Genomic DNA, 12,612 nt, shown 5'->3' with positions numbered 1-12,612 from the left:
AGCGCGATGTCAGCCGGGCCGCAACAGCAGCGAAATCGGCGCACCTGGACGCCGGAATCGGGTGCGGAAGGGAATGCAATCCCATGGCGCGGGCCTGATTGCGGGCGGGCGGCCGGGGACGCAGGCTGTCGTCGAGAGAATCCGGCGGGTGAGCGCCGCGAGAGTCGACGGAGTCGGAGAGCACATCATGGTGGAACGCGCAGACGTCACGCGGTCGCATCCCGCACGAACTTCCTGGTGGGCGGGGGCCGATCCGGCAACGGAGCTGCAGCACCTGTGGGGCGAGGTGAGCCGTCTGCTGGAGCGCTCCTCGCAGCCGGCCGGGCCTTCGCAGCACTGGATGCCCGTGGTGGAGGAAGCGGACTCAGGGGTCGCCTATGTGGTGCGCGCGGAACTGCCCGGTGTCCCTCGTGAGCGCGTGAACGTAGAGGTGGACGGCAGGGAACTTCATATCTCCGGCGCCGTCGACGAAACCACGGACGGAAATGCGCTGCGTCGCCGGTCCGGGACCTTTTCCTATGGAGTTCGCGTTCCCGGCGACGTCGATGTCGATCGCATCCAGGCCGATATGGCGGACGGCGTCCTGACGTTGCGCCTGCCGAAGACCGCGGCGGTGACGCGGCGAACAATCGAAATCCGCGCCGAAGGCAACAAAAAATAGGGGCCGCGCGGCGCCCGTCCCCTCTCAGTGTCCCCCCGCCCGCTGAGGACGTCCTGTCGGCGGAGACGTCCTGTCGTGCGGATGTCAGCCGGTGACGATTCCCGTGACGAGGTTGATGGTCGTGGCGAGGATGCTGGTGCCGAACACGTACGACAGCAGCGAGTGCCGCAGCACCACCGAGCGGATCTTCGAGGTCGAGACGTTGGTGTCGGACACCTGGTAGGTCATGCCGAGGTTGTAGCTGAAGTAGAGGAAGTCGCGGTACGCGGGCGGGTCGTCGTTGTTGAAGTCGATCCCGCCGGAGGCTGTGTAGTACAAGTACGCGTAGCGCGTGGCATACATCAGATGAAGCGCCGCCCAGGCCATGAACACGCCGCCCAGCGCGACGGCCGCCGCGGCGTGGCCGCTTTCGGACTTGCCGAGCAGAAGCAGCAGCACGGTGGCGACCAGGCCGCACAGAGCGACACCGACGATCACGAGCTCGTCGGTGATGGGCTGGAAGTCCTCACGTCGGACATTGGCGCGGGTGGCTCTGGCATCCATCGGCCACAGCACCGCCCAGCCCGCCACCACGAAGACCAGTTCGGTCGCGGCGATACCGGAGAGAACCCCCAGCGCAGCGTTGTTCGTCACCGCGACGATCGCCCCGACCACGGCACCGGCAACCACGGAGACACCGAGCCGGGGAACCGCGGACAAGGGCAACCATGCGCTCATGGATCGTCACCCTAGTCTTTCCGCCACGGGCCGGCCTGGCGAAGCCTGCGGCGGGGGCAGAGACTGGATTCATCTGGATCCGGTGCAGTCGGCTGCAGTCGGCCGGATCCGCCGCAGCCGGTTCGAACCAGCCGCATCCAGATCACGAACTCCACTCGGAGCCGGTGGTATATACCGGACATGCCTCCTTCCCGCCGCCCACTCGCTGCCGTGACCAGGCACAGTTGGTGGCCTGCCGTGGCCAGCGCGGCGCGCCTCCTCTCCCCGCGCGGCTCACTCGCGCTCCAGCGGGCGGACGGTGCTCTTCTCTTCGCCGTACGCGGCGCCTTGTCGATGGCTCTTGTGGCGCTGCCGGTGGCGATCGCCGGGCGGCCCGATCTCTCCGTGTACGCGATGCTGGGCGCCTTCACCACGACGTTCGGGCGCAACCTGCCCTACCCGCGTCGCGCGCGCGTTCTCGCGCTGGTCGCGGTGGCCATGACGGCGTGCGTGGGCTGCGGATCGGCGCTCGCCGCGTGGGCTCGTCCGGAAGCCGGTGGCTGGGGTGCCGCCGTCGTGGTCGCGGCGACGGCGGTGGTCGCCGGGCTGGCGAAAGCGGCGTGTGACGCGACCCGGATGAGCGGGCTCGGCGCGGTGCTGCTGTTGTTCTCCTTCGCCGTGGCGGCCAATGGCTCGCCCACCACCGCCGAAGTTCTCCCGCAGACCGGGCTTGCCGCGGCCGGCGCCGCCGTCGCCTGGGTACTCGGTGTGTCCGGCTGGCTCGTGCACCCGGACCGTCCGCAGAGATACGCCGTGGCCAGGGCCCTGCGTGAGCTCGCGGGACTGCTGACCGGGTCCGGACACGGCAGTGACACGCGGGAGGCGCGACACCGTACGACGGTTGCGGTGCTGCAGGCGTACCACTCCCTCGGTATCGCGCCTCCGACGCAGGCGCACCAGGCCGGCCGGGACGGAGTCTTCGTACGCCTCACCGACCTGTCGTGGTCGCTGCTGACCGGCTCGGCGCGCAGGGCACCGGTCGACCCCGCCGCGACGGCGGAGCTGCTGCTCCGGCAGGCTCGTGTCCTCACCGAGCGGAACCGCCGGCCACCCGCGCTCGTGCCGGAGCTGGCCGTCCCGCCTCCGGCGGCACAGGACAGCGAGGCCCCCTCCACGCCCTCTGCGTCCGGACCTGCCGGAGGGCCGGCCACGGGACCGGGCCAACCCGTCGCCTGGCGCGCCACCGAACTTCTGATGGGGCGACGCGCTGGTGGCCCCGAACACCGGGCCGTCCTCGCCGTTCCCGCGGCGCGGATGGTCCTGGGAACCGGCATCGCGGGCGGACTGGCCGTGGCCGGAGGGCTCGAGCACAGCTACTGGGCGTCGATCTCCGCCGCCGCCGTGCTGCACTCCGTCAACCTCCGCACCACGGCCCAGCGCGCCGTCCAGCGCACCCTCGGCACGGTCATCGGCCTGCTCATCGCACTCGGTGTGCTCGCCACAGACCCGAGACCCGAGGCACTCGCCTGCGTGATCGTGCTGCTCGAATTCCTCCTCGAGTACTTCGTCCCGCGCAACTACGGGCTCGGCGTCGTCTTCCTCACCCCGCTGGCGCTGCTGATGAGCGACCTCGCCGCACCCGCCCCTGCCGGAGAACTCGTCACCGACCGCGTCCTCGGCAGCGGGCTCGGCATCGTCGTCGGGCTCGTCTGCGCGTTGCTGATCGTCCACGACCATGCCGCGCTGCGCGTCGAGCGTGCCCTCGCCGCCTGCACGCAGGCATCCGATCGGGCGGAACGCTCGCTGGCCGGGAGCCCGGGGCCCCAGCCCTCGGTCGTCCAGGTCCAACTGGTGCTGGCCGTGGTCGAGTTGCGCGACGCCGACGACGCCGCCGCGGGCGAACTGTGGCCGGCGGGGATCGACCCCTCCGAACTCGCGGCCGCCGAGCAACGTGCATATCTCCTGCTGGAACGGCTCCACCATCAGCGGTAGCGGACTGCGGCCGACGCGCGCGGGCCTCTGGCCTCGGGCTAGCGTGGTGTGATGCGCCACGAGGTGTCCGATGCCCATACCGCGAGGACGGTGGGAAGCGGTGACCTGCCCGTTCTCGCCACCCCGTGGTTGATCGCGTGGATGGAGGCGGCCACCGTGCGGGCCGCCGCGCCCTTCACGGCGCCGGGCCGGACGACGGTCGGAACCGGTGTCCGCATCAAGCACCTTCGCGCCACCCGCGTGGGCGCCTGGGTCGACGTCCGCGCGGAACCGCCGGCCGAAGCGGAAGGCCGACGGCTCACCTTCCTCGTGCGGGCCCACGACAGTACGGGAGCGCTGGTCGCCACGGGTGAGATCGACCGGGCGATCGTCGACCGGCGGCGCTTCCTCGCAAAGGTGTCGGACCAGGACCCCGGGGTCGATCAGGGTGCGCGTGGGGGCCATCCCTGAGAGGGATCTCCGGATACCGGACTCGCGTGTTCTCCACGCGCGATCAGCGGCTCCGCCGGCTGCTCGCGTACACCCAGACCCCGCCGGCGTCGCCGGAGGACATGACCGACCGAGTCGCTCCCGTTCTCACCGCGTGAAACCCTGGCGGCGCACTTTGAAACGGAGGTGCAGTACGCGGTCCCCCTGGATCACCACGTGGGGGTCCTCGAGAAGATGCTGGGTGTCGACGGCGCCGAAGTACCGCTTGCCCGAGCCGAAGACGACGGGCACGACGTCCATGGCCACCTCGTCCACCACACCCAGGGCGAGCGCCTGGCCGCCCACCTCACCGGCGGCGACGGCGACGGTGCGGTCCCCGGCGAGTTCCCTGGCCTTGGCGACCGCTTGCGCCACGTCGTCCACGAAGTAGTAGGACGCCTCGGGGTGCCAGCCCTCGGGCCTGGGCCGATGGGACACCACGACGACGTGCTCCCCCGCCGGGGGCGACCCCTCCCAGCCGTTGGTGATGTCGAAGAGGTGCCGCCCGATCACCATCGACCCGATGCTCGCCCACATCGGCCGGACGTACTCGGCCGAGACCTTGGACACCAACACCTTGTCGTTCGCGCCGATCTCGGCGTCGCCATTCGCGTACCAGTCGAAAAGGGGGCCGACCTGATCCTCCGAGTCGGCGATGAAGCCGTCCACGGAGACGACGTTGTGCATCACTACGGTGCCCATCACTTCTCCCAGGTGTTCCGCCATGCGTGCCGCGGGTTTGCCGGCCTCCGCCGTACATACATAGACCGGGCACGTCCTCGGGACTCATCGCCCGACGGGTGAGGTACGCGGGCGTCCGCACCGCCCGCGTACCTCACTTCCGGGACCCTGGCGTCAGTCCCTCTCGACGTCGGTGTTGGTCAGCCGGGCGTAGCGCTGCGGGTCCCTGCTGCGGATGCGCAGGGCGATGCAGATGCCTGCCGCGAGGACGACGGGCAGGGGTGCCAGGAGGACTGCGTTCACCGTCCCTGAGGCACCCGTCAGAAGATCGAAGTGGAGGACCGCCAGGACGGTGAGGAGCCCGAGACCGGCGAACGCGATCAGCGGGGACCAGACCACGCGGGCCGCCGACATGCCCCGTCGGTCGCGCCGGAAGAAGGCCCACACGGCGAGGGCCGCCAGGGCCTGCATGACCATGATGCCCGGGACGGCGATGCTGTTGGTCCAGATCAGGACCTGCGAGAACGGGTCGGCGGCCAGCGCGGCGCCGACGAGGATCACCAGGAGGTTGAAGACGGTCTGCGTGCTCACCGCGATGCCCGGAGAGCCGTGCCGGGCGGAGACGACGCCGAGTCGCCGCGGCAGGAGCCCTTCGCGACCCAGGGCGTAGAGGTAGCGTGCGGCGGCGTTGTGGAAGGCGAGGGTGGCCGCGAAGGCGCTGACGATGACGAGGGCGTGCATGGTGTCGGACAGCCAGGAACCTACGTACAACTCACCCGCCTTGAAGGTGAGTTCGGGACCGGCGGCGGCGCGAGCCATGGCCACCGCCTTGTCCGTGCCGAACGCGCCCATGATGAGCCATGCGCCGGCGGAGTAGAACAGGGCGAGGAACCCGATGGCGATGAAGGTGGCACGCGGGACGGTGCGGCTCGGTTCGCGCGCCTCCTCGGCGTAGATGGCGGTGGCTTCGAAGCCGGTGAAGGCGCCGATCACGATGACGAACATGCCCGCGATCCCGCCGGTGGCGAGCGTGCCCGGGTCGAAGGAGTGCACGTCGAGGGCCGCGGTGCCCCGGTGGCCGAGGATGCCGCCGTCCATGACGAGCAGGGTCAGCACTTCGAGGATCAGCGCGACGCCGAGGACCTTGGCACTGAGGGTCACCCTGAGCCAGCCGAGCACACCCACGGCGAGGACGCAGACACCGGAGAGCACCCACCAGGGGATGTCCGCTCCGGTCGCGTCGTGCACCGAGCCGGCCGCGAAGTAGCCGAAGGCGGCGGCCACTCCGGGGGTGATGAGGTTGTACGACACCACGGCGACGTAGGCGATACCGACGCCGAGGGTGCGTCCCAGGCCGCGGGCCACGTAGGCGTAGAAGGCGCCGGCGTTGCGGACGTACAGGCTCATGGCCGTGAAGCCCGCGGCGAAGAGGACGAGAAGGGCTCCTGAGATCAGGTAGCCGAGGGGGGCGCCGGGACCGCCGATGGCGATGGCGACGGGTGCCACGCCGGCGAGCACCGTGAGTGGGGCGGCGGCGGCCACCACGAAGAAGACGAGATCGAAGGTGCCGATCTGTCCGGAGGAGAGACCTCCGCCCGAGTCCCGCCCGGCGTCGCCGGGTGTGGGTCTCCCGGCAGCTCCGGCCGCTTCGGTGGCTCGGGTGGATCCGGCCGCTGCGGCGGCGGGCTCGGCTGTGGACGGCTGGACGCTCATCGCTCCTCCTGCGGGGCAGAGGCGTCGCCGCCCGGTACGGAAATGGCGGGGAAGTTCGGGAAGTCGTTCTCGGGTGCGGGTCCCACGACGCGTCCGCCGTGGAGGACCAGGAGGCGTCGCGGGTGGGCCGCGACGGCCTCCGGTACGCCGCCTGCGGCGATCACGACGAGGTCCGCGCGGCAGCCGGGGGCGAGGCCGTAGCCGGAAAGGCCGAGTGCGGCGGCGGCTTCGTCGGTGACCATCGAGGCCGCGTGACGCAGTTCCTCGTCGGTCATCAGGTCGCCCTGGAGGCCGATGACGGTGGCGCGTTCGAGCATGTCCGCGGTGCCGTAGGGCCACCAGGTGTCGCGGATGTTGTCCGAGCCGGCGAAGACGCGGACGCCGTGGTCGCGCAGGCGCAGCACGGGCGGCATGGAGCGCCGGGGGCCGTTCGTCATGATCGCCACTCCGGCCGCGGCCAGGGCGGTGGCGGTGCGGTCGAGTTCGGGGGCGTCGACCTCTCCGAGGGCGTAGGCGTGGCTGACGGTGACGGTACCGTCGAGGCCGAGCGCGGCCGTCCGCTCCGCGATGGCGCGCAGCTGCCGGGTGCCGGTCACGCCGCCGTCGTGCAGATGGATGTCAATGCCCGCTCCGTGCCGCTCGGCCAGGCCGAAGACGATGTCGAGCTGGCCGTCCACGTCCCCGTCGAAGCCCGCCGGATCGAGCCCGCCGATCAGGTCGGCGCCCTCCGAGAGCGCCGCGTCGAGGAGGTCGGCGACGCCCGGGGCGGTGACCACGCCGCTCTGCGGGAACGCGACGATCTGCATCCCCAGCCGGTCGCGGAACTTCTCCCGCACCTCGACCAGCGCGCGCAGGCCGTCCAGACGCACGTCCGGGTCGATGTCGACGTGCGACCGCACATGGCCGGTGCCGAGGGACACCATGCGGTGCGCCAGGGTCGTGGCCCGGTCGGCCACCGGTACGGCGATGGAGGCGCGCAGGGCCCGTTCGTTCGCGATGTGTTCGCGCAGCGAGGCCGAGGTGGGGTGCGGCTGCCAGGGTGCGCCGAGCAGCGTCTTGTCAAGGTGTGCGTGCCCGTCGACGAGCGCGGGCAGGACGAGGGCTCCCCCGAGGTCGAAGCCGCCGAGCCCGACGACTGACCCTCGGCCGGGGTAGGGCTCACCGGGCCGGCCGGGCAGGTTGGGCCGGCCGGCCTGGTCGGGTTGGTCGACCAGAGCCGTGACCCGACCGTCCGCGAGGTGGATGTCAGCGCGCCGGCCGTCGGGCAGCGTGGCGTTCCTGAGGACCTCGGGGGCGAGCGGGATCGACGGGGTGTCGGCGGGATGCGACACGACTTCCTCCAACTGTTCGTTAGGCGCCCGGCGCGACTGACCAGCCGGTCGGCGAATCCGGCGGAACGCTGCTGGTGAGCGGCGGGCAACGACAAGCTAACTGGTATACCAAATACCAGGCAATGGTCTGTGGGATCTTGTTTCCGCGGTCTGCGATGATCAGGACCACCCCCGGGGCGGTCACGGCCGTGCCCGCTCGCCACTGAAGAGGACTCGATGACCACCCGCACAGACCGCCGCCCCACGATCGGTGAGAGCCACCAGTCCCTGAGAGAACGGGTCTACGTGGAACTCCGCGAGCGGATCATCGAGGGGACGTTCCCGGCGGGCATGCGACTGGTGGAGCGCGAACTGGCGGACCAGCTGGGTGTCTCCCGCATCCCGCTGAGGGAAGCCATGCAGCGGCTCGAACGGGAGGGCTTTCTGACCGTGCAGGCCAGGCGCGGCTCCGTGGTCACGGATTTCGGCGCGCAGGACGCGACGTACCTCTTCGACGTGCGCGAGAACCTCGAGGGCCTGGCGGCGGGACTCGCGGCGCGCCACGCGACGACGACTCAACTGCGCACGATGGAGCGCCTGTTGGCGCGCAGCCGCAAGGCGTCCGACGCCGGGCGGCTGCGCCAGGCCGTGGCCCACAACGCGGACTTCCACCAGCAGATCGTCGAGGCGTCGGGCAACCCGCTCCTCCAGGAGCTGATGGCACCTCTGGACGCGCGGCTGCGCCGGCTCTTCCGACTGACCTCCGACCTCAATGACGGCGATCCGATGTGCGGGGAGCACGAGCGTCTGTACGAGGCGCTCCGCGACCGCGACGCGGCCCGGGCGGAGGAACTGGCCCGCCACCACGTGGCCGGCACCCGCGACTCGGCGCTGCGCTACTTCTCCGACGCGGCGACGCAGCTCTCCGACGGAGGCTGAGTAGACCGGGGGGCGCGGCAGCCGGGCCCGGCTCACCCACACTTGGCTCACCCGCGCCCAGCTCACCCGCTCCCGCTGGTCCCGCCCGAGGAGCAGCCCCGTACCCAGTTCCGTCAGGCGGTCCGCCACGTCCGGTCCGCGCCGGGGCTTCGCGTTCTGACGGCGTTGTCGATCACGGCGAGGACCGCGCACACGGTGATCTCGGCCGCGTCGAGCCCGGGTGTCACGTTCGTCGAGGATGCGCACCCACAGGGCGAGTTCCCGCAAGCCCTTGAATGACGATCAGGGGTGCGCCATCCGGTTACCTGGGATCAGCTCTTCGCGGCTTGGCGCTCCTCGGAGTCCGGCGCCGCCTTCGACTCCGGCTCCGCCTGCGCCTGAGGCGTCTGCCGGAACGTGGCGAGGCAGCCCGCGCTGATCAGCGCCATCACGGCGAAGGCGGTGGCGACCGGGGTCCATGAGTCGCCGGCTGCGCTGAACAGCCAGGTCGCCGCCGCCGGGGCCAGCGTGCCGATGAGCCCCGCCGTCTGGAAGCTCATGGAGAGGCCCGTGTAACGGACCCGGGGAGCGAACCAGCCGGATATGAGCGTGCCGATCGAGGCGTAGGCGACGGTACTGGCGAGCATCGGCAGGCACATGGCGAGCCAGAGTCCGGGCACGGAGCGGGTGTCGGCGAGCCAGAACATCGGGAAGGCCACGACGAGGTGCAGCAGGATGCCGGTCAGCGTCACCCGGCGCAGCCCGAGGCGGTCGGCGACCAGGGCGGCCAGCGGGGTGCACACGATGACGACGACGGAGGCGGCCGTGCCGGCGCCCGCCACCTGCGAGTCGGTGAAGCCGAGTTCGTTGACGGCATAGGTCGACATGAAGGTGACGACCACGTAGTAGCCGCCGACGGTGATGAGGAAGGCGCCGGAGGCGAGCAGCCAGGTCTTCCAGGCGTCGCGGACGACGGTGACGAACGGTGCGGCCTGCTTCTCCTCGGCGGCCTCGGCCCGGCGTGCCGCCTCGAACTCGGGTGACTCCTCCATGGAGCTGCGGATCACGAGGCCGACCAGCACCAGGACGGCGGACAGCAGGAAGGGCAGGCGCCAGGCCCAGTCCACGAGCGCGTGATGGCCCGCCAGTGCCGCGAGCGCGAAGACGCCGGTGGACATGAAGTAGCCGACCCCGTCGCCGACCTGGGGGAAGGAGCCGAAGAAGGCCCGGCGCCGGGGCGGGGCGTGTTCGACGGCGAACAGCACCGCGCCGCCCCACTCGCCGCCGACCGCGAGCGACTGGACCATGCGGATGAGAACGAGAAGGAGCGGCGCGGCGACGCCGATGGAGGCGTAGCCCGGGAGCAGGCCGATGCAGAAGGTGGCGCCGCCCATGAGCGTCATGGACCAGATCAGGGCGCGCTTACGCCCGTAGCGGTCACCGATGTGCCCGAACAAGACCGCGCCGAGCGGGCGTCCGAGGGAGCCCACGAAGAGCGTCGCGAACGACATGAGCGTGCCGAGCGCCCGGTTCATCTCGGGGAAGAACAGCTCGGGGAAGACGAGCGCGGCGGCGGTGGCGTAGATGCCGAAGTCGTACCACTCGACGCTGGTGCCGATCATCGAGGCCCCGGCGACCTTCCACGGACCGGACCGGCGCCGTGCTCCCGGGTCCGTAGCGCCACCTGCGACTGTGCTCATGTGCGTACTCCTTCACGGCCAACGATTGGGTTCGCCATGGACCCAAAAACGTGGGGGCGACGCTAAAGCGGTCGTCAGACCCTGTCAATAGGGTTCACGTCAAGTCCAATATCATGGCCACCCGAGGGCATGACGGGACGCGCGTGACCCGCGAGCTGAGAGAGGGCCCGTGAGCAACAGCGAGAGTCGTGACGAATGGACGGCCGGAACGCGCCAGGCGGCGTCGCACGCCGTGGTGGCCGAGGCGCTCCGGCAGCGCATCGCGCTCGGCGGCTTCGGTCCGGGCGACCGGCTGCCGACCGAGCGGGAGCTGTCCGCCGTCTTCGGGGTGGGGCGCAACACCGTGCGGCAGGCGGTGCGCGAGCTGGCCGAGGAAGGCCTGGTCACGACCACGTTGGGGCGCAACGGCGGCACTCGCGTGGCGCCCACCCGGCCCGGCGGGGAAGGTTCCCGGGCCGCGATCACCGCGACGATCCGGGCCTCGTTGCGCGACTACATGGAGTACCGCCTCGCGATCGAGCCGTACGCGGCGCGCCTCGCCGCCGAGCGCGGGGCCGGGGCCGCCCGCCGCGAACTGGTGGCGATGCTGGAGAACCAGGTCGCCGACCTCGGCGAGTACCACCGCTGCGACACCGCGTTCCACCTGGGCATCGCGGCCGCCGGCGGGAACGAGGTGCTCACGGAGGCGGTGACACGGGCCCGCGCCGAGATGTTCGTGGGCGGCAACGCGCTGTGGCTCGGCTCCGACTGGAGCCGCGTGTACCCGGCGGAGCGGGACTTCGGCTCCGCGTTCCGGGAGGAGCACGAGGCCATCGCGCTCGCCGTGCTGTCCGGCGACGGCGACGCGGCCGAGGCGCGCATGCGGGATCACCTGCTCGACTCGCACCGCCAATTCCTGGCGCTGCTCGACCAGTTCGCCGCTCAGGACTGACCTCGGGCACGCTCGCGCCCCCACGCGACCGACCCCCGGCGCCCGCGCTCCGTACGCCCGTCGATTGACGCGCGCCTGCGGTGACGCCTACTCTCCGAAATGGATCCAGTCGAGACCCAAATAGCTTCCGCAGCGCGCGACAGGAGAGACGCCCCGTGCACTCTTACGACGAGGACCTCACTCAGCAGGTCATGGACCATCTGCTGCACCGACTCCGGCTCGACCCGCCGCCGCTCGGCCGCCTCGGGGACCACCAGGAACTCACCCTGGCGCTCAAGGACGCGATCGGACCCGCCCCTCAGCCCCCCGCTGACGTGCTGCGCACCTACACCGACGCCCTGGAGCCCACGGTCGTCTCGTGCGACCACCCGGCGTTCCTCGCGTTCATACCCGGCGCCCCCACCAAGGCCGCCGCCTTGTTCGACATGGTGCTCTCGGCGTCATCGCTGCACGGCGTCTCCTGGCTGGAGGCGTCCGGCGCGGTCGCGGCGGAGAACCAGGTGCTGCGCCTGTTCGCCGACCTGGCGGGGCTGCCCGCCGACGCCGGCGGCTGCTTCGTGAGCGGTGGCTCGGCCGGAAACCTCTCCGCCCTCGTCGTCGCCCGCGACACCGGCCGCCACCGCCGCGGCCTGGACGAGCGCGCTCCGGTCCGGATCGCGGTCAGCGACCAGGTCCATTCCTCGGTCGGCAACACGCTGCGCATCCTCGGCGTCGAGCCCCTCGTCGTGCCCACCGTCGACCACCGCCTCACCGGCCAAGCCCTGCGCGCCGCGCTCGACGCCGCCGACCGGGACGGCGGCGCGCCCGTAGTCGCCGCCGTCGCCACCGCGGGCACGACCAACGCCGGCATCATCGACGACCTCGAAGGCGTCGCCGAGCAGACCCGCGCCCGTGACCTGTGGCTGCACATCGACGCCGCGTACGGCGGCGCGGCGCTCTTCGTGCCGGAGCTGCGCGAGCGGCTGCGCGGCATCGAGCACGCCGACTCGCTCGTCGTCGACCCGCACAAGTGGATGTTCGCGCCCTTCGACTGCGGCGCGCTGCTCTACCGCGATCCGAAGCCGGCCCGCGCGGTCCACACCCAGGACGCGTCCTACCTCGACGCCATTCACGGGGCGGACGGCGCCGACGACGAGACCGAGTGGAACCCGAGCGACTACGCGTACCACCTCACGCGCCGCCCCCGCGGACTTCCGCTGTGGTTCTCGCTCGCCGTGCACGGCACCGACGCCTACCGCGACGCCGTCGCCCGGGGCGCCGGCATCGCCCGTCGCACCGCCCGCCTCGTCGAGCAGACCGAGGGCCTGGAGCTGCTGCGCGAGCCCGAGTTGACCGTGGTCCTCGTGCGCCGCACCGGCTGGCAGCCGGAGGACTACTACGCCTGGTCCAAGAGGCTGCTCGCCTCGGGGACCGCCTTCGTCACCCCGAGCGTCTGGGAGGGCGAGACGGTCGCCCGCCTCGCCTTCCTCCACCCGGACATCACCGAGGAGACCGTCCGCGCCATCCTCGACTCACTCGTCGACGAGGGGTAGTCCGGGCGCG

Annotated in this window: 11 protein-coding genes; 6 read left to right on the top strand and 5 right to left on the bottom strand. The window is 71.4% G+C overall.

The annotated features are described in order from the left end of the window. Positions 1 to 187 precede the first annotated feature (187 nt). On the top strand, positions 188 to 661 hold the full coding sequence (locus ACZ67T_RS21565; RefSeq protein WP_469986057.1) for an Hsp20/alpha crystallin family protein: 474 nt from the start codon (positions 188 to 190) through the stop codon (positions 659 to 661). An 84-nt stretch (positions 662 to 745) separates the two neighbouring features. On the opposite strand, the gene ACZ67T_RS21560 is transcribed toward ACZ67T_RS21565, so the two are convergent. Continuing rightward, on the bottom strand, positions 746 to 1,378 hold the full coding sequence (locus ACZ67T_RS21560; protein ID WP_469986055.1) for a DUF1345 domain-containing protein: 633 nt from the start codon (positions 1,376 to 1,378) through the stop codon (positions 746 to 748). 180 nt (positions 1,379 to 1,558) lie between these two features. Between ACZ67T_RS21560 and ACZ67T_RS21555 the strand changes: the two genes are divergently transcribed. After that, positions 1,559 to 3,349 carry an FUSC family protein gene (locus tag ACZ67T_RS21555; RefSeq protein ID WP_469986054.1) on the top strand — a complete coding sequence of 597 codons (1,791 nt, stop codon included), beginning with the start codon at positions 1,559 to 1,561 and terminating at the stop codon, positions 3,347 to 3,349. Positions 3,350 to 3,400: 51 nt separating this feature from the next. Next, positions 3,401 to 3,799: a thioesterase family protein gene (locus tag ACZ67T_RS21550; RefSeq protein WP_469986052.1), complete on the top strand. Its 399-nt coding sequence runs from the start codon at positions 3,401 to 3,403 to the stop codon at positions 3,797 to 3,799. 126 nt (positions 3,800 to 3,925) lie between these two features. Here ACZ67T_RS21550 and ACZ67T_RS21545 read toward each other — a convergent pair whose 3' ends face one another. The 3 genes from ACZ67T_RS21545 to ACZ67T_RS21535 all read right to left on the bottom strand — a co-directional run bounded on the left by ACZ67T_RS21545 (position 3,926) and on the right by ACZ67T_RS21535 (position 7,542). Then, complete coding sequence (locus ACZ67T_RS21545) at positions 3,926 to 4,519, bottom strand: dihydrofolate reductase family protein (RefSeq protein ID WP_469986050.1); 594 nt, start codon at positions 4,517 to 4,519, stop codon at positions 3,926 to 3,928. Between the two features lie 153 nt (positions 4,520 to 4,672). Continuing rightward, the gene (locus ACZ67T_RS21540; protein WP_469986048.1) at positions 4,673 to 6,211 is read right to left on the bottom strand and encodes an APC family permease; all 1,539 of its coding nucleotides are present in this window, start codon (positions 6,209 to 6,211) and stop codon (positions 4,673 to 4,675) included. Further along, entirely contained in the window at positions 6,208 to 7,542 is a 1,335-nt protein-coding gene (locus ACZ67T_RS21535) for an amidohydrolase family protein (protein WP_469986046.1), read from the bottom strand. Before ACZ67T_RS21535 ends, ACZ67T_RS21540 begins: the two co-directional genes overlap by 4 nt. A gap of 216 nt (positions 7,543 to 7,758) precedes the next feature. Here ACZ67T_RS21535 and ACZ67T_RS21530 point away from each other — a divergent pair, with 216 nt between their 5' ends. Beyond that, entirely contained in the window at positions 7,759 to 8,460 is a 702-nt protein-coding gene (locus ACZ67T_RS21530; RefSeq protein WP_469986044.1) for a GntR family transcriptional regulator, read from the top strand. A gap of 311 nt (positions 8,461 to 8,771) precedes the next feature. Here ACZ67T_RS21530 and ACZ67T_RS21525 read toward each other — a convergent pair whose 3' ends face one another. Then, positions 8,772 to 10,139: an MFS transporter gene (locus tag ACZ67T_RS21525; RefSeq protein WP_469986043.1), complete on the bottom strand. Its 1,368-nt coding sequence runs from the start codon at positions 10,137 to 10,139 to the stop codon at positions 8,772 to 8,774. 169 nt (positions 10,140 to 10,308) lie between these two features. Between ACZ67T_RS21525 and ACZ67T_RS21520 the strand changes: the two genes are divergently transcribed. Continuing rightward, on the top strand, positions 10,309 to 11,070 hold the full coding sequence (locus ACZ67T_RS21520) for a FadR/GntR family transcriptional regulator (RefSeq protein ID WP_469986041.1): 762 nt from the start codon (positions 10,309 to 10,311) through the stop codon (positions 11,068 to 11,070). 155 nt (positions 11,071 to 11,225) lie between these two features. Next, complete coding sequence (locus ACZ67T_RS21515) at positions 11,226 to 12,602, top strand: pyridoxal phosphate-dependent decarboxylase family protein (protein WP_469986040.1); 1,377 nt, start codon at positions 11,226 to 11,228, stop codon at positions 12,600 to 12,602. Positions 12,603 to 12,612: the final 10 nt, after the last annotated feature.

This window comes from Streptomyces sp. NPDC107517 (assembly GCF_055582645.1).
The sequence above is the reverse complement of the archived record's forward strand: the minus strand, read 5'-3'. Positions and strand labels throughout refer to the sequence as shown.

What these genes read in the sequence shown, in the direction of transcription:
- ACZ67T_RS21565 (WP_469986057.1), top strand. Translation starts at nt 188, where the DNA reads ATGGTGGAACGCGCAGACGTCACGCGGTCGCATCCCGCACGAACTTCC.
- ACZ67T_RS21560 (WP_469986055.1), bottom strand. Translation starts at nt 1,378, where the DNA reads ATGAGCGCATGGTTGCCCTTGTCCGCGGTTCCCCGGCTCGGTGTCTCC.
- ACZ67T_RS21555 (WP_469986054.1), top strand. Translation starts at nt 1,559, where the DNA reads ATGCCTCCTTCCCGCCGCCCACTCGCTGCCGTGACCAGGCACAGTTGG.
- ACZ67T_RS21550 (WP_469986052.1), top strand. Translation starts at nt 3,401, where the DNA reads ATGCGCCACGAGGTGTCCGATGCCCATACCGCGAGGACGGTGGGAAGC.
- ACZ67T_RS21545 (WP_469986050.1), bottom strand. Translation starts at nt 4,519, where the DNA reads ATGGGCACCGTAGTGATGCACAACGTCGTCTCCGTGGACGGCTTCATC.
- ACZ67T_RS21540 (WP_469986048.1), bottom strand. Translation starts at nt 6,211, where the DNA reads ATGAGCGTCCAGCCGTCCACAGCCGAGCCCGCCGCCGCAGCGGCCGGA.
- ACZ67T_RS21530 (WP_469986044.1), top strand. Translation starts at nt 7,759, where the DNA reads ATGACCACCCGCACAGACCGCCGCCCCACGATCGGTGAGAGCCACCAG.
- ACZ67T_RS21525 (WP_469986043.1), bottom strand. Translation starts at nt 10,139, where the DNA reads ATGAGCACAGTCGCAGGTGGCGCTACGGACCCGGGAGCACGGCGCCGG.